Genomic DNA, 16366 nt, shown 5'->3' with positions numbered 1-16366 from the left:
AATATGCGTTTTGGCACCACTTTTATAGCTCAATGGAGTAGAAACGTGTTCTAATATGCGTTTTGGCACCACTTTTATAGCTCAATGGAGCGAAAACGTGTTCTAATATGTGTTTTGGCACCACTTTTATAGCTTAATGGAGCGAAAACGTGTTCTAATATCCCTTTTAGCACCACTTTTATAGTTCACAGTAGCAAAAATATGTTCTAATATGCGTTTTTACACCACTTCAGACAGAAAGCAAGCTATCCGACTGCCGCTTTCCCGTCAAATCCTGTCAATCCACAGTAACAATCCCTCTGTCGATATAGCTCTGAATACTTGCTTCAACCACTTGGGTAGCTGTGTATTGCAACTGGAAATCAAGCAGTTTTCTGGCATTGTCGATGCTGAAGTGTCCGCTGCGAGCTAAATGGAGATAGGCAACATTCACTTGTTTTTCGTCTGCTACATGCTCGCTCCACTTGTCCCATGACAGGAAACCGACTTTAGGTTCCTGTCCAAAGAATCGATACATAGCCATGGCATAACCGTAAAGTGTCAGAGAATCTTCTGACACGGCATAGAAATTCTCGCCAAGAGCCTGCGTCCGGTGATTCATCGCATCGACGAACAACCGGGCCACATCTTCCGCGTGTACCGGATGCAGGGTCTCCATCCCTAAGTTAGGCAGCTTGATTTCTTTCCCGTCCGCGATCGTCTGGAAGACACTGTCGTCTCCGTATCCCAACGGATTGATGATCGACCAGCCGGGCCCGCAGATCTGTCCTGGACTGATCATCGTTGCCGGAAAATCGTTGACGCGGTACTCATGCAGTAAGTACTGCTCGCTTTCGTATTTTTGCCTGCCGTATTCATCGAGCGGATATTTCTCCCCTTTTGGATCGACTGGAATCGTTTCTGTCCGTCCGTGCGTCCAGATCGTCGAGCAGTATAAGTAATGCGAGAGGTCCGTCTCTTTCAGCGCCTCTACCATCTCTTTGACCTCGTCCAGTTTGAAACAGATCAGATCGATCACCACATCTGCATTCATTTCCGCAATTTCCTTTGAGAAGTCCGGATCCTTGCTGCGATCCAGCGCGACATGTTCGGCTTTGTCCCAAGCCCAATCCCGAGTATACGGTTCACTTTTCCCGCGACTCACCATAATGACCTGATGACCTTCTCTGACCAGTTTGGGTACTAAGTACGTCCCGATATGTCCGCTTCCACCAATAACAACGACTTTCATGTTTTAGCCTCCCTGTAGATTATGTAATAAATGAAGTGCTTTCCGTCCGATTTTTCACTGGTTAATAGTTAAATCTTACCATACCCATTACTCAAGAGAAACGGTGCAGCTCTGACAACTCCTTAGTCCCGCCATTCTATTTAGGAGAGTCTCAATAGTTAGGCATTTGAAGTACTACATGTTAGAATTTAACTGTAAAATCAAATAAAATGCTCTAATAAAGGATTAATTAAAGGAGAGCTTTGTCATGAAAATAGAAATCGGACAAGATGCCATTTCCTGGTTTGAAGAGAATATCTATGTAGGGTCTGAAAACGGTATTCGCTTTTTCCCTAAGTTGACTAGAGGGAGTAACACAGGGATCACTGTCGGTATTGAACCTGCCGTTCCTCATCAGTCAAATGTTAACACAACCGTAAATGACGTCACTTACTTTATTGAGGAAGGTGATGAATGGTTATTTGACTATAAGGATGTTCATATACGTTTAGATAGAGAATTCAATGAACCCATGTACAAAACAGAATAATGACTGAACGAATCCTTTCGATTCAGAAAAAAAAAGAACTGTTCATACTGGTTTATCAGGTCATTCGACTACAACTATTGGAGGATATAAAATGTTAGTGGAAACGATTTGGGAAGGAAAAATGAGCTTAGTCGCCGGCGACGATAAAGGCAATACATTTAAAATGGATACGAGTCCTAAAGTGGGCGGAGAGGAAAAAGGCGTCACCCCAATGGCCGCTCTTTTAGGTGCCATGTCCGGCTGTATTTCCATGGATACACTGGCCATGCTCCGGCGTTCCGTTGATAATGGAGAGATCCAGTCTTTTCGAGTAGAGGCAGATGGCACACAAAACGATGAACACCCCAAATACTTTACAGATATTGATGTGATCCTTTATGTAGAAGGCAGCATCTCTGCTGAACGTGTCTGGGGCGCTTTCCGTAAAAGTGAAGAAAAATACTGTTCAGTCCGTCATTCACTGAAGGCCGACGTGACATTGAAGCTTGTATTGAACGGAAAAGATACCCCTGAACTCAATTAAACTCCTCCTATTCTACTAGAGTTGACAGAAGGGTAACTTTCATGACGTCTAACCCTTTAAAGCAAAAACCACTCATAAATCTGATGAGCATGCCTGCAAAGAAGAAGTAGTAATATCGTAAAAGGTGACCACCCATTTTCGCCGGTGGTCACCTTTTCGCTTCCCTGCAATCAGGTATTTAATTGTTTCTTTCCTGAGACTGTCGGTGCAGTTCTTTTACTTCTTCTGCCAGTTCCGGAACCGGTCCGTCCACTTCTGCAACCCGGATCACTTCCTGAATAGAGAGGTTATATATCGGCGACTGGGGTGCATCCCATTCAGCCTTCCACTCCTGCAGCTGCTTGGATGAACTCGCGTAAACGATCCGGTCCAGACCTACCCAAGCATGAGCTGCGGCACACATCGGACAGTGTTCACCGGATGTGTAGACCGTCGCCTTACTTCTTTCCTCAGGTGTCATGTAGCTGGCTGCCCAGCGTGCGATGGCAAACTCCGGATGCTTGGTCTGATCGCCGCCTGCCACACGGTTATGGTCTTCAAACAACACCTCTCCGCTTTCAGAAACCAGTATGGACCCGAACGGTTCATTTCCATTGGTCAATGCAATTCTGGCCAGTTCCACACACCGTTTCAAGTGCTTCCTATCTGTTTCATTGATCATATCAGAATGTTCCTTTCTCTTCTTTATTTGATACCCTAAATACTTTATCTAAAACTATTCACTGTTTTTGTGTCCGAATCGACAAACGCTTGGTCCAGTGTGTGCAGCGAAGCGGCGATGACTTTTGAAACCGTGTCGATTCGTCCGTTTGCTGATTGCTCCTGCATTGCAATCGCTCCTTCAAGAAGGTTCTCGTAAATTCAGTTAGCCAGTTTCCTTTGAATGTTGGAATCCTGATTGAAATAACGCAGTTTCGACAGCAGATACATCAAGAACATGACCGCAGCTCCGACAACTGCCAGAGACAAAAGGTAGACTGGGTTGAATGTAAGACCGAATACTTCGATCGTGGAGCCGAGGTTGTATAAATCTTCTAAAGGCGTCCCTGCTTCCGGCGCATAGCTGTAAAAGTAATTGGATTTTTCATCGAAAATAGCGACGAACCAGTTGTTCACTATGACCGACAGTACATAGAGCACCGCTAAAACCTCATATGCCTTCAAAAGTGCTCGCCAGTCGATTTGGATCATTTTGGTCAGCAGCAAATACAGCCCTGTCGTTACAATCAGCATATGCCCTGAAATATAGGCAAGTCCCTGCGTATTGAGGACATTACTGTAGTTTTCCAGCCCATCGGCAAACACGACGGATACCAGACCGGCGGGAACATTCAGGCACCAGGCAATCGCAGCCGTCACTCGAAGATTAGGGTTGATCGCAACGATAAGCAGCAGAATATTGGCAAAGTGACAGACCTGAAAAGGAAAAACTTCAGGACCTAAACCCTCATTATTGAAAATGTAAATCTGTCTGGCGGCTAGTATGAGGACTAAGAGAATCCCCAATACTATCGCAACGCGTCATTTTACAGCATAGGTTTTATCCTTCGTCATTTTATATAAGATCACGGCAAGTACAAATGGAAAAATCATCATGAAGTAATGAAACGTGCTCCACATTTCAAACTGCGCCTGCATACACCTTCCCACCTCTCAATGTCTCTTGAATCCGAAATGAAACTCTTCTACTTCATTTATAGAATGATTAAGCGTTATAAAAACCTCTATACCTGGACAGGATAAGGCTACTTTATTTAACGGTTTCGTTTAGTATATACTATCATTTTTTTTGTATTTTTCATAAGATAGAGAATCATATAGGCTATGGATGTTTTATTGTCATTCAGTTTTTCCAGATGCGCCTTCTGTTATTACAATAGTTCTTCCTTTCAAATCCAACCAACCACTCATTATGTATCTCCTTTCAATTTTTTAATACTATTACTAACTAATTCTCAGTATAGAAGGCTGTTCAGGTTTAATAAACACAACAAATTTATTCTACTGAAAGTAAAAATGTAAACTAATTTATATTTTTACTTAATCTTGCTTTAATATGAGTTTACTTATAACCAAATATGCATGTTATAAGCCCTAATTTCTCGCAAAAAAACATACTACTGAAATTTTTCAGTCAATTTATCAATAGTGGACTAATAAAAGACACTTTCCCATAAGAAAAGTGTCTTGAAATTTCTATCCCTCCGCAACACTCATAAAGAGTGACTACTTATAGTTTACTGCTGAATTACATTTTCACCATTAGATGCAATAACTTGTTTATACCAATTAAAAGATTTCTTTCTCTTACGATCCAGCGTCCCCTTACCTTGATCATCCAAATCAACATAGATAAAACCATAGCGTTTGCTCATTTCACCAGTGGACGCAGCTACTAAATCAATGCATCCCCATGGTGTATAGCCTATTAGGTCAACACCATCAGTTACAGCATCTGCCATTGCCTGAATATGCTTTGCTAAATAATCAATACGATAATCATCATGGATCTCACCATTGTCATCAATTTCATCTTTTGCACCTAATCCATTTTCTACAATGAACAACGGAACTTGGTAACGATCCCACAAGTCATTTAATGAGATTCTCAAACCTAACGGATCTATCTGCCAACCCCATTCACTTGATTCTAAGAAGGGATTACGTACACCTTCCATCAAATTACCGGCAGCAGGATCTGTCGCTTCTGAATTTGTTTCATCGATAGCCATACTCATGTAATAACTAAAACCAATGTAATCTACAGTGTTTTCCTTTAATAGTTCCTTATCGCCTTTTTCCATTATCGGCATTTTTGCATCATAATGCTGTAATAACTGACTGATATATGTGGGATAATACCCTCTTACCTGAACATCGCTAGTAAAATAATTAAATACGCGCTGTTTAAATTGAGAAGCAAATTGATTACTGGGATTACTGTCAAAAGCATACATAGGAGCATAAATCTGCATACAGCCAATCTGAATATCCTTACGTAACCTTTTCCCGATTTTCACTGCTAGAGCACTGGCAACAAATTGATGATGCCAAGCTTGAAATCGATCAGTAAAATTATTCGCACCCGTTTTAGGAATCAGCCCTTGAGAAAGAGCCGGGAATTCTATTGCGGAATTTATCTCATTAAAAGTCATCCAATATTTCACTTTAGAAGCAAACCGCTCGAACAATACTTCTACATAACGTTCATAAAAATTTATCAATTCTCTATTTTTCCATCCACCATAATTTTTTGCTAAATGTAAAGGCATTTCATAATGAGAAATCGTTACAACCGGCTCTATATTATATTTTAGACATTCCTCAATCAATGCTTCGTAAAAAGATATTCCCTTTTCATTTGGCTTTAATTCGTCTCCTTGTGGGAAAATGCGACTCCAGGCAATTGAAAAACGGTAAGCTTTAAATCCCATTTCAGCGAATAAAGCTATGTCTTCTTTAAATCGGTGATAATGATCGATTCCTAAATGGTTAGGGTAATAGTATTTATCTGTATCTATATCCCAATCGAATTCAAGAGAAGAAATAATCGAAAATCGGTTTTTCCCTCCTGGCATCGCATCTGCAACAGATAACCCCTTACCATCTATGTCAAATGCACCTTCACACTGGTTTGCGGCTGTAGCACCACCCCATAAAAAATCTTTTCTAAATTCCATTTTATTCCTCCTCATATTATAAGTGTCGTGCTGTTACGTTAAGTTAGTTTTACTGATTTTATCGATACCCTCTTTAGTGAAATAAATTGGCTGAAAATACACTTATTAATATAAGCGTTACATGAGTATTCTTTACACTTTCGGTATGAATTTACATTTTGTTAGTCTTTTTATTACTCTTTTTTGGCGATTCATACTGCTGCCTTCAGTTTAAGACTTCTACTTCTACATCCCCAGTTCCCAGCGCTTCCTCTAAACCTGCTACGTTTTCTATATGTCCAATTTTCGTATAGGAGTAGTTCGTCGAAAAAGATTTATAAAAAATCACTAACGTTTGATTACCGTATAACATGACGTCTCCCGCTTCTATATTGTGAATATTCACTGCATCTGTTGCTACGCTTTGAGGGAAGGTATAATACTTCTCGTTCTCGTTTAAGTCAGTCATGGTGAAGCGACCTGGTAATCGTTCAATTACATCCTCTGCTATAGTACTTCCTTCTAAAATAACTGAAAATTCTGAACCATTCATATATAGGGTTACCACATCCTGTTCATCTCCTTCTAAATCCGCCTCTACTTCATCAATTTCAACTTGCTCTTCCAGTGATTCATTATTCGATTCAGGATCAGTTGAATCGGGTTCCGAAACTGTTTCAACGCCACACGCACTTAAGAAAAAGGCGAACAGTATCATCATCCACTTAAATTTCCGATTTTTTTCAAGACCAACCACTCAAACTTAAATTTTCTGGTTTAATGGGCGTAACAGTACCTCGCTGATCGTTACATGGTCTGGCTGTTCGATTGCATATATAACAGCTCGGGCAACGTCTTCTGATGTCAAACTGTTTCCTGTCTGATCTGCAGTTTTTTGCAATTCATTTTCTAAAGACTTATCTCCAACTGTAGAAAACAACTCTGTGTTGACCATCCCTGGCGATATTATCGTTGATCGTATACCATTTGATAGCTCTTCTTGTCTTAAACCTTCCATAATTGCACGTACCGCAAATTTAGTCCCATTGTATACAGCAGAGCCTGGGTAAACCACATGGCCGGCAACAGAATCTGTTGTAATAATCAAACCCGATTTCTGTTTATGCATAATCGGTAACACAGCTCCAATGCCATTCAATACACCCATCACATTTATATCCAGCATGCTCTCCCAACTTTCGTACTCAAGTTTTGCTAAATTCCCTTGAGGCATGATACCGGCATTATTAAACATCACATCGATTCTGCCGAATTTCTGCATAGCAAGATCAATGACAGCTTTAACGTCGTCACGATTTGTCACATCAGCTGCCTGATACACTACATTTTCTCCTAGTTCATCAGCTAAACGTTTGATTCGTTCTTCACGGCGAGCAGCCAACACTACCTTTGCATGACTGTTCGCTAATAATTTGGCTGTTGCTTCCCCAATACCTGATGAAGCTCCCATAATAACGACGACTTTTTCTGATAGATTTGACACAGCAATTCTCCTTAAGATTAATTTTTATGATTCGATCTGTTTGATTATCTTTGCGGGTGAACCGGCAACGATCACATTCTCTGGTATGTCTTTCGTTACAGTTGAATCGGCCGCAATGATTGAGTTTTCACCGACCGTAACCCCCGGTAATATGGTAACATTTGCACCTATCCAGGCATTTTTCCTTATCCTGACCGTCTGAACATTTAACCCACGGCGTTTTTTGGGGTCAATTAAATGATTGACCGTTATAATTCGACTCATTGGTCCGATCAGTACATTATCCTCGATCACAATCCCTCCTAAATCCACGAATGTGACGTTTTGATTGATGAAGATATTTTTACCTAATGTAATATGTTTTCCAAAATCAGTATAGAACGGCAATGAGACAGTAACCGTGCTATCAACTTTTTTTCCTGTGATCTTTTCTAAATAAGCTAATATATCCTGAGGGTTACGGTAACCTGTATTAAGTTCAGCTATAAGTGGCTCATTCTTATCTTTCGCTTCATGTATTTCTTTATAAACAGTGGAACCTGCTAAGATTTCTTTTCCAGCTATTTGTTCAATTAGCGTATTCATCGACACAAAAACCTCCTCACCATTATTGATATTTTGAGTATACTCGGTTATACTCATGATGAATAATACTTATATCGAATGTCTATGTATTCTTTTAAGTTATGGGAGTGATTATGTGGATTTAAGGGTACTAACCTATTTTTTAACTGTCGCTAGAGAAGGAACGATCAGTAAAGCTGCGGAGGTTTTACATCTATCCCAACCAGCTTTATCGAAACAATTGAAAAGTTTAGAGGAAGACTTAGGCGTACAGCTTTTTGAACGTGGAAATCGTGGAATCACCTTAACGGCTGACGGTATTTATTTACAGAATCGCGGAAACGAAATTCTCTCTTTAGTTGACAGCACCACCTCGAATATCCAGAAAAATAACGTTATAGGTGGAGACATCTTTATTGGGGGAGGAGAAACACAAGCTATTGAGTATGTTGCAGTTATTTTAAATGATTTAATAAACCATTATCCTGACATAACTATTCATATGTACAGCGGAAATGCTGATGATATCAAAAATAAAATCGATAAAGGTCTTTTGGATTTTGGGTTAGTCATTGATCCGGTAGAAAAACAGAAATATGAATACATCAGATTACCGCAATCAGATTGTTGGGGTATTTTAGTCAATGAACACCATCCATTAACACAAAAAGAATATGTATGTCCTAATGATTTATTAAATCAACCTTTGATCATTTCTAATCAGTCATTGGTGGACAATCAACTTGCAGAATGGTTAGGACAAAATCTAAGCCATTTCAATATCGTAGGAACTTACAACCTTCTATATAATGCTTCTCTCCTTGTTAAAAAAGGCGAGAGTGTCGCACTATGCATTGATGGTATCATCAATACAAAAGACAATGGTCTGAAATTCATCCCGTTCTCTCCTCCACTGACCTCCAGTATTAATATTATCTGGAAAAAGAACCAACTATTTTCAAACGCTGCAAACCTTTTTCTTCAAAAGGTCACTCAACAATAATTTGTCTGCAGTTTTTCTGACCATACAAGACTTGTCTCTAACTGTTCAGTTCACCCTCTATACTATTTAACTCTCGTGCTTTTCTATTCCAAAAAAGGCCCATACCTAAAGTGCTGGTATGGGCCTTCCTAAATTCAATTTACTTATTAAAAATGATCGGAGCTTTTCGCATATATTTCTGATCGTTTTTTGGTGTCTCGCTTTGGATATCTCTTCCGCCGCTACTTTGCTGTTTCTTTTTAATGACTTCTAGCATTTTCTCTTTTGCATTCACATTTCCCACCGCCTTTTATTATTGAGTCTATTTCTTTTAATTTCAACACATGGAGAGAGGTATTGCCTCATGACTAAAAAAAGAACCCCTTCGAAAAGGAGTTCTTTTTGATATTCGCAAAATGTAAGTTTAACGTTTTGAGAATTGTGGAGATTTACGGGCTTTCTTAAGACCTGGTTTTTTACGTTCAACCATACGTGGGTCACGTGTTAATAAACCAGCAGCTTTAAGTGGGCCGCGGAAATCAGGGTCTACTTGTAACAATGCACGAGCGATTCCGTGACGAGCAGCGCCTGCTTGTCCTGCAAATCCTCCGCCACTAACATTGATTCTAATGTCATAGCTTTCTACTGTATCAGTAACAGCTAGAGGCTGTCTAACGATTAAGTGCAAGTGTTCAAAGTTTAAATATTCAGTAATATCTTTTTTGTTAAATGTGATTTTACCAGAACCTGGAGTCATGATTACACGAGCTGTCGAGTTTTTACGACGACCAGTTCCGAAATATTGTACTTGTGCCAATGGATGTCCCTCCTTAAATTAAGTTAGTGATGTCTAGTACTTCTGGCTGCTGAGCTTGGTTGTTGTGCTCAGGTCCAGCGAATACGTGTAATTTTTTAAGCTGTTTGCGTCCTAAAGCGTTATGAGGAAGCATACCTTTGATTGATGTTTCGATTAAACGTTCAGGTTTTTGGGCACGCATAGTACCAGCAGATACCTGTTTCAAGCCACCTGGGTGTCCTGAGTGACGAGAATAAATCTTGTCGCTTGCTTTTTTACCTGTTAATTTAACTTCTGATGCGTTTACTACGATCACATGGTCACCCGTGTCAACGTGTGGTGTATACGTAGGTTTGTTTTTACCGCGTAAAATAGATGCTACGACAGTTGACAGACGTCCCAAAGGAATATCTGCAGCGTCGACGACATACCATTTACGTTCGATGTTGCTTTCGTTAGCCATAAATGTTGTACGCACGATCTTAACCTCCAAATTTTCTTTTTCAAGTTTCAAATTCACTAATTGTTGCTTTCCCTATCTTTTTTAGTACCGTTAAAAAAAGTATATGAGAAAGTCTTCGTTGTTTGTTCCAATAACAAGTTTCCGAGGCCTGTAGTGGCGGCAAACAATACCGTCTAATAGCTTACCGCGAATGCGGTGAAAAGTCAACCGTTATTTTTAAAAAATCTTTTTTCTACTCTCCTGATTTATTGCCCTGTACGCCGTTTCTTAAATGTCTTTTCACCCTTATATATCAGCCTTATATGACTTCTATTTTCTATAAGTGTGGTAGAATGATCGTACAGTGTATTTCATATATAGTGCTGCTTTTCTTCTTCAACTATTTAATCGCTCGAGAAAGGGGTATAAAAAATGTCGAACGAATGGTGTTCAAGGTATTTCATTTTCAAAGATATGGATTTTGATTTCTGGAAAGGCGACCGCGTACAGCTGCGGGCGATGAAAGAATCGGACGCCCTGTTAAGAAACGAAGAAACGCGTGACAGTAACGGTTTCAGACTGATGAACTGGGGTGTCGAGGCACCCAAAAGTCTCGAAATGGATAAAGCCGACGTCGCTGAATGGATCGACTATAAAGACTTTGAGAAGGGTATTATGTTTGCCATCGATAATCTAAAGGGCGAGCATGTCGGAGCTATCTATCTCAATTCGATCGATATGAAGAACGGGACATTCAGTTTCGGGATCCGCATCTACCGGCCTTTCAGAAACAACGGGTATGCCCAAGAAGCCATTCGTATTGTCCTGCGGTACGCATTTTTCGAACAAAGACTTCAGAAATGCAATTCGGGCTGCATCGAAGGAAACCTCGCTTCCCAGAAAATGCATGAAAATGTCGGCTTCGTTGTTGAAGGAAGCGTCAGGCGTTCTATTTATATGAACGGCCACTACTACAACGATTTGAAGCTTGGCTTAACGGTGGAAGAATTCGTCGAAAACGAGAAGGCCTATTCAGATTCAAAATAAAACTGTATTCAACTTCTAGTCGTTCGTTGTCAAAGGATCATTCCCGATGACGAACGACTTTTTGTGATCCACCTATTTTAAATCCTTTAGCACCCTTGTATTAATGTTATACTTTATGTATATATTTCATATAACATTAAAAAAGGAGGAATCAGTTTGTACCTGATACTGTCTATTTTCATTTCAGTTTTACTTACTTATGTTTTATTTTTCATAGGAGACTTCGGCATAGTAATAGGCATTGGCATTCTGTCCGGTATTTTATTCAGGGTCGTCTTTTTACTGGAAAGCATCAATAAGCATCTGGTGAGTCAGAGTGAACCTGTGAACGACCCACTACCCAGAAAGCTGTAAGAACTCGCTTTACATATTCACATAAAGGAACACCCTCCGGAAAATTCCAGAAGATGTTCCTTTTGATTTGTCTATACAAAAACGAATCCCAAAGCCACAATCATGGCAGGCAGGCCGACCGCAAAGAGGATGTCTTTAGCTTTGACGGTCATCTGACGCTGCATCACACGGTCTTCACTGAAGCCTTTGGACTCCATGGCCAGAGACAGCCTTTCAGACCAGCGGATCATGCGGATCAGCATCGTGAACAGCGGTTTGGTATCAAATGGCTTGACCGGTATGTTCCGTACTTGAAGAGCCAGTTTGGAGTTCTCGTGTTCTCTCTGGATCAGCGAAGTCAGATTGATCGCTGACAACACGGCATAGCCCATTTTCATCGGCATCTTAGCCTGCTGGATAAAACTGGCGACCAGTTCCCTGGCATCTGTGGTCAGACTGTAACTGATCCCAAGCATGGCAAAGGACAGGATACGTGTCCCGAGAGTCAGACCGTTGACCACATCCCGGCCGCCTCCTGACACTGCTGCACTGTTTGAGGCCGCGAACTGCGCCTGTTCTGAACTGAATAGCCAGCCGGTGAAGAAATAGCTGAGCGAAATCAGCGCAATCGGCAGCAGGGCTTTAAGCAGCGTTGCCGGATCTGTTCGGCTGGACGTCAATAGAAAGAAGGCGCAAAGCAGGGCAACGATGAGATTGATTTCCCACCTGAATGTCAGGCCCAGCAGGATCGAGGCGGCAAGTATCCCAATGGTTTTTACTGTCGGATTGATCGCATCGATCACCTTACCCGCCTCACTTTCTTCTCTTTGATTTCATAGATCTGGCTGGCATAGGCATCCACCAGCTCGCGGTCATGGCTGGTAAACAGACACGTGACGCCTTTCTCGCAGAGTTCATGCAGTGTGTCCATGATCTTCTTCCCGTTTCTGGCATCCTGGCCATAGGTCGGTTCGTCGATCAAAAGTAAATCCTGCTCTCCGACAGTCATGCATAGAACGGCCAGGCGGCGCTGCTGTCCCTGACTCAACAGCCAGGGCGACTGCCCCGCTTTATCCTCGAAGTGGTGCTGATTCAGGATGTCTTCTGCCTGGCTTTTCGCTTCTTCTTCTTGAGCCAGTTCCCAGGACGTGAGACTCAATGCCAATTCATCCACTACGTTGGTTTTGACGAACTGCAGGGACGGATCCTGGAACACCAGCCCGATCCTGGCATAAAGCTTTTTCGGCTTCTGTGTCTTCACACTCTGCCCGTTAAGGAGGATCTCTCCGGTATAAGGTGACACATTTAAAATGGCTTTAAAAAGCGATGTCTTCCCTATACCGCTCGGTCCAACCAGGGCTGTCAGTGAGCCTTTGTTCAAGTTGAGCTGTGCTTCTTCGATCAGGGTATTGCGCTGTTTCTCTTTTCTGAAAAAAGATTTCCTTACTGTTTTTTCGTGGTATATCGATACCTTGTCCAGCTCCAGAAGGATTTCTTCAGACGCTTTGTTTCTTTCTGGCATGGACATTTCTTCCACAAGGAGTCCCGCCTCAGTCAGAAGTCTGTTTTTCTGTTCTTCTGAACCGATCAGCGACAGGTCGTGAAGCTGCTGCTTGTCGTCGAGCATGAGCCAGCGGTCGACCCAGTCCCACCTTTTTATATGGTGATCGATGATGATGATCGCTTTCCCTTTATCCGTCAGTTCTTTCATATAGCGGATATAGTCCTGCATCGTGTCTTCATCCACATTTGCGAACGGTTCATCCATGATGTATAAAGGAACATCCACCAGGTCCGCACAGACAAAGGCCGCACGCTGCAGCTCACCGCCTGACAGATCATCAAAGGACCGGTCCAGCAGATAGGTCAGATTGAAGTGTCCGGCTTTTGCTTCGATGATAGCATCCATTTCTTTTGCATCGACACGGCTGTTTTCCAGACAGAAGACCATCTCTTCGCGCAGGGTCTTCATACTGAAAGACAAGCGGGCATGCTGGAAAATCGTCCGGACAGACGTTGACCGTTCAACGACCGACTGGTGATGGACGTCTTCATCATTGATCTTGATATGCGAAACGATCTGCTTCCCGCCATTTTCCGGAAAGTAGCCGTTAATAACATTAGCCAGGGTACTTTTCCCGCTGCCGCTACCTCCGCAGAGCAGGATGATTTCACCAGGAAACAGGTCAAAACTGACCGAATCCAGACGCTTTTTTCCGCCGATCTGAAAGGACAAGTCTTGAACAGATAAGGTCGGCTTACTCATTGACCTCACCAGTATCAAGGTTCTGATTCAAAATGCCCGCTTCATCCAGTTTGTCGCAGATGAGCTTGGACAGATAGCCTGTGAAGAATAACGAACTCAACAGACGCACCACGAATATCGCCGCAACGATCCGCCAGTCCATGGCCAGGTAGTTGCTTCTGAAACCAGTCCAGAGAAAGGACAGCAATGTGGCAGAAAACGCAGAAAGCATGGTGATTCGATAAGAATACTTTTCATATTTGGTAAAGGTGAACGGCAGCTCCACACCCACACCCTGGATAAAGGCAGAGACCAAGACCATGACACCGAACATGTTGCCTAAAAGGACTTCGATCAATGCCGCGATCACTTCGGTCACGATCCCGACGACAGGTTTCCGGATGAGATAGGTCGTGATGATCGCCGCCATGAACCAGATGCCGTAAAACGGTTCATAACCCAGTATCCCTAAGCCCATAGGCGTCAGTACTGTCGTCAAAGCGGTGCCGGCATAGACAGCCAGAAGATAGATGATCCCGAACAATACAGAAATCAGGGCCATCAGCAAATAGTCACGCAAGGTCAGTTTGTTTTTATTCATTTGACTTCTCCTTCCGGTACGTTGCAGAGAAGAGTGAACTGGCTGACATAGTGACTGACTTCCTTGCCGACAGTGTTCGAGACGTATTCCAGGTAGTCAAAGACGTCCTGAACGCTTCCGCCCAAGTTGGTCCCGTAGTGGCCGGAGCCTGTCACGACACCGCGGTCGATCCCTTCGTTGACGACCTTTTCGATCGTGCCCATGTAGTTGTCTGAGCCCATCGGATAAAGGGCAAATTTCCCAATGACTGGAAAATCGATGTCCTGCGTTTGTTCTTTATTTACTCGCGGATTTTCGAGTGCGAGCGTATAATCGCTGTCGCTGTCACCAGGGCACCCTTTGGAAACCGTTGCTTCCAGCGTCATGTGCACGCCTTCTCTGTGAGCATATACATACGCGGCTTTCAGTGCATCGAACACCGCTTCTTCTTTTCCGCGATAAACCGTTGAGATATGGTCCGTTTCCGCCCATACTTTCGATAAATCGACTTGCTTTATTGCATCTAGAATAATCGCGACAAAATCATCACTCATCGGTGACAGATTGAATCGCGCGCCTGTAATTCCCATAGTGGAACCAGGCTTTCCAGCAGAACATTTTCCGTAGTTGACATAGTTTTTTGACATGAAAAAAACTCCTCCTAACGAAAAAAATCCATAGGAAAGAGCCATCAATATATAGATCTCCCTACGCAGCCATTACGCTGATCAGGTTACTGGTCTGATATACATCACTCTCAGCCTTCTTGAAAAGACTCCCAGGATCATTCGTATTTAATTTTTTTGGTACATGAAGACTATAACAAGTGAAACGTATAAACGCAACACAAACTTTTAAATGTCAGAGTATGTTTTGTCCCTTAGGCAGAACTTAGCTGCTTTCAGTCCTTCTTATACACCCTGTTCAAGATGAGTGATCAGGCGTATACGTCTGATCATTCATCCCTCTCATATCTGTTCCACTCCCTATTTTTCTCATGCACGATCTCAAATGTTTCCGAGGCTAATTCAATTTTGTCCGCAACGTCTTTAAATTGTTCAAGAATTTTCGTAAACATACGGTCTCTGATTACCCGACGCTCTCTTGTGTTGACCACATATCTTAAACTTAAAGTTATCCAGTTATCATCAAAAGAAATGTAGATTTGCGGTTTTAATGAGGCACTTTCTATCCGGTACCGCCTTTTCATTTCAGTCCACTCCGCTTCAGCACGAGCATTGTAAGTTCCTATCGTATCCACGGCGATCCCCATGACGATTTCTTTGGCTAATATAATATCCGAGCCGAAATGCAGCGGGATATGGATTTCGTCCCATATAAACTCGAATTCAGAAGAGTAATTATAGACGGGAGACGTAAAGATATAACTGTTGGCAACACGTACCGTACGGCCAGAATACTGATCCCCATCGACCCACTCGCCTAATTCCATCAGTGTTGTACGGAGCAGACCGATGTCAACGACATCCCCTCTTGTTCCTCCCAGAAGTATGCGGTCACCGGTTTTAAAAAAGTCTCCGAACATGATCGCGAACCAGCCTGCAAAACTGACGATGACTTCCCTTAGTGCATAGGTGACCCCCGCACCCGCAAGCCCGATAGCTGTTGTAAAACCGGTCAAATCGCTTCCGAATATATAGATAAAGGAGAGTCCCAATAGGAAGTTGGTCACCCACCTGCCGATTTTTCTAGTGACATACCATTTATCTGAGCCCTTGAACCGCTTATACAGTCTATTCAGCGTAAACCGTCTAATAATAAGGACCAGAGCAACGATTAAAATAAATATGATGATATTCGATATCAAAGGATATGCTTCTGCGTATTGCGTGATCCATTCTCTCATGACCCGGACTCCTTTAATAAGCCGTTATTGTGTGACGTCGTACTTTAATGATAACAGTTTAACC

At 42.3% G+C, this 16366-nt stretch carries 21 protein-coding genes and 1 riboswitch; of the genes, 5 read left to right on the top strand and 16 right to left on the bottom strand.

The genetic code is table 11. The features are described from left to right. Window positions 1-277: 277 nt before the first annotated feature. The gene (locus tag AB4027_RS01625) at window positions 278-1231 is read right to left on the bottom strand and encodes an NAD-dependent epimerase/dehydratase family protein (protein ID WP_368645693.1); all 954 of its coding nucleotides are present in this window, start codon (window positions 1229-1231) and stop codon (window positions 278-280) included. Between the two features lie 247 nt (window positions 1232-1478). On the opposite strand from AB4027_RS01625, the gene AB4027_RS01620 reads away from it, so the two are divergent. Both AB4027_RS01620 and AB4027_RS01615 read left to right on the top strand, forming a co-directional pair. After that, window positions 1479-1760 carry an iron-sulfur cluster biosynthesis protein gene (locus tag AB4027_RS01620; RefSeq protein ID WP_368645692.1) on the top strand — a complete coding sequence of 94 codons (282 nt, stop codon included), beginning with the start codon at window positions 1479-1481 and terminating at the stop codon, window positions 1758-1760. 91 nt (window positions 1761-1851) lie between these two features. Further along, entirely contained in the window at window positions 1852-2283 is a 432-nt protein-coding gene (locus tag AB4027_RS01615; protein ID WP_368645691.1) for an OsmC family protein, read from the top strand. Between the two features lie 178 nt (window positions 2284-2461). Here the strand turns inward: AB4027_RS01615 and AB4027_RS01610 are convergent, their stop codons facing one another. The 7 genes from AB4027_RS01610 to AB4027_RS01580 form a co-directional block, all read right to left on the bottom strand. Beyond that, complete coding sequence (locus AB4027_RS01610; RefSeq protein ID WP_368645690.1) at window positions 2462-2944, bottom strand: nucleoside deaminase; 483 nt, start codon at window positions 2942-2944, stop codon at window positions 2462-2464. A 44-nt stretch (window positions 2945-2988) separates the two neighbouring features. Continuing rightward, window positions 2989-3111 carry a hypothetical protein gene (locus tag AB4027_RS01605; protein WP_368645689.1) on the bottom strand — a complete coding sequence of 41 codons (123 nt, stop codon included), beginning with the start codon at window positions 3109-3111 and terminating at the stop codon, window positions 2989-2991. 33 nt (window positions 3112-3144) lie between these two features. Continuing rightward, the gene (locus tag AB4027_RS01600; RefSeq protein WP_368645688.1) at window positions 3145-3789 is read right to left on the bottom strand and encodes a hypothetical protein; all 645 of its coding nucleotides are present in this window, start codon (window positions 3787-3789) and stop codon (window positions 3145-3147) included. Window positions 3790-4520: 731 nt separating this feature from the next. Further along, window positions 4521-5963, bottom strand: a complete 1443-nt coding sequence (locus AB4027_RS01595; protein WP_368645687.1) for a glycoside hydrolase family 1 protein — start codon at window positions 5961-5963, stop codon at window positions 4521-4523. Window positions 5964-6168: 205 nt separating this feature from the next. Beyond that, the gene (locus tag AB4027_RS01590) at window positions 6169-6663 is read right to left on the bottom strand and encodes a cyclophilin-like fold protein (RefSeq protein ID WP_368645686.1); all 495 of its coding nucleotides are present in this window, start codon (window positions 6661-6663) and stop codon (window positions 6169-6171) included. 42 nt (window positions 6664-6705) lie between these two features. Next, entirely contained in the window at window positions 6706-7446 is a 741-nt protein-coding gene (locus AB4027_RS01585; protein ID WP_368645685.1) for an SDR family oxidoreductase, read from the bottom strand. A 24-nt stretch (window positions 7447-7470) separates the two neighbouring features. After that, entirely contained in the window at window positions 7471-8031 is a 561-nt protein-coding gene (locus AB4027_RS01580) for a DapH/DapD/GlmU-related protein (RefSeq protein WP_368645684.1), read from the bottom strand. A 115-nt stretch (window positions 8032-8146) separates the two neighbouring features. Here AB4027_RS01580 and AB4027_RS01575 point away from each other — a divergent pair, with 115 nt between their 5' ends. Continuing rightward, a complete protein-coding gene (locus AB4027_RS01575; RefSeq protein WP_368645683.1) occupies window positions 8147-9013 on the top strand; it encodes a LysR family transcriptional regulator in 867 nt (288 codons plus the stop codon). Between the two features lie 139 nt (window positions 9014-9152). On the opposite strand, the gene AB4027_RS01570 is transcribed toward AB4027_RS01575, so the two are convergent. From AB4027_RS01570 to rplM, 3 genes are all read right to left on the bottom strand, one after another. Next, the gene (locus AB4027_RS01570; RefSeq protein WP_368645682.1) at window positions 9153-9287 is read right to left on the bottom strand and encodes a hypothetical protein; all 135 of its coding nucleotides are present in this window, start codon (window positions 9285-9287) and stop codon (window positions 9153-9155) included. A 129-nt stretch (window positions 9288-9416) separates the two neighbouring features. Further along, complete coding sequence (gene rpsI, locus AB4027_RS01565) at window positions 9417-9809, bottom strand: 30S ribosomal protein S9 (RefSeq protein WP_091489423.1); 393 nt, start codon at window positions 9807-9809, stop codon at window positions 9417-9419. 13 nt (window positions 9810-9822) lie between these two features. Continuing rightward, window positions 9823-10266: a 50S ribosomal protein L13 gene (gene rplM / locus AB4027_RS01560; RefSeq protein WP_091489436.1), complete on the bottom strand. Its 444-nt coding sequence runs from the start codon at window positions 10264-10266 to the stop codon at window positions 9823-9825. Window positions 10267-10662: 396 nt separating this feature from the next. Here rplM and AB4027_RS01555 point away from each other — a divergent pair, with 396 nt between their 5' ends. After that, window positions 10663-11277 carry a GNAT family N-acetyltransferase gene (locus AB4027_RS01555; RefSeq protein WP_368645681.1) on the top strand — a complete coding sequence of 205 codons (615 nt, stop codon included), beginning with the start codon at window positions 10663-10665 and terminating at the stop codon, window positions 11275-11277. A 156-nt stretch (window positions 11278-11433) separates the two neighbouring features. Continuing rightward, entirely contained in the window at window positions 11434-11631 is a 198-nt protein-coding gene (locus AB4027_RS01550; protein WP_368645680.1) for a hypothetical protein, read from the top strand. A 71-nt stretch (window positions 11632-11702) separates the two neighbouring features. Here AB4027_RS01550 and AB4027_RS01545 read toward each other — a convergent pair whose 3' ends face one another. The 5 genes from AB4027_RS01545 to AB4027_RS01525 form a co-directional block, all read right to left on the bottom strand. Continuing rightward, the gene (locus AB4027_RS01545) at window positions 11703-12413 is read right to left on the bottom strand and encodes an energy-coupling factor transporter transmembrane protein EcfT (protein ID WP_368645679.1); all 711 of its coding nucleotides are present in this window, start codon (window positions 12411-12413) and stop codon (window positions 11703-11705) included. Further along, window positions 12410-13876: an ABC transporter ATP-binding protein gene (locus AB4027_RS01540; RefSeq protein ID WP_368645678.1), complete on the bottom strand. Its 1467-nt coding sequence runs from the start codon at window positions 13874-13876 to the stop codon at window positions 12410-12412. The genes AB4027_RS01545 and AB4027_RS01540 overlap by 4 nt, the downstream gene beginning before the upstream one ends. Further along, window positions 13869-14456, bottom strand: a complete 588-nt coding sequence (locus AB4027_RS01535; protein WP_368645677.1) for an ECF transporter S component — start codon at window positions 14454-14456, stop codon at window positions 13869-13871. Before AB4027_RS01535 ends, AB4027_RS01540 begins: the two co-directional genes overlap by 8 nt. After that, a complete protein-coding gene (locus AB4027_RS01530) occupies window positions 14453-15082 on the bottom strand; it encodes a YkoF family thiamine/hydroxymethylpyrimidine-binding protein (RefSeq protein WP_368645676.1) in 630 nt (209 codons plus the stop codon). Before AB4027_RS01530 ends, AB4027_RS01535 begins: the two co-directional genes overlap by 4 nt. Before the next feature lie 41 nt (window positions 15083-15123). Beyond that, window positions 15124-15227: riboswitch (TPP riboswitch) on the bottom strand. A gap of 163 nt (window positions 15228-15390) precedes the next feature. Further along, a complete protein-coding gene (locus AB4027_RS01525) occupies window positions 15391-16302 on the bottom strand; it encodes a mechanosensitive ion channel family protein (protein WP_368645675.1) in 912 nt (303 codons plus the stop codon). Window positions 16303-16366: the final 64 nt, after the last annotated feature.

The sequence above is a fragment of the Alkalibacterium putridalgicola genome, from assembly GCF_040959045.1.
In the GTDB taxonomy this organism is placed as follows: Bacteria; Bacillota; Bacilli; order Lactobacillales; family Carnobacteriaceae_A; genus Alkalibacterium; species Alkalibacterium putridalgicola.
The sequence above is the reverse complement of the archived record's forward strand: the minus strand, read 5'-3'. Positions and strand labels throughout refer to the sequence as shown.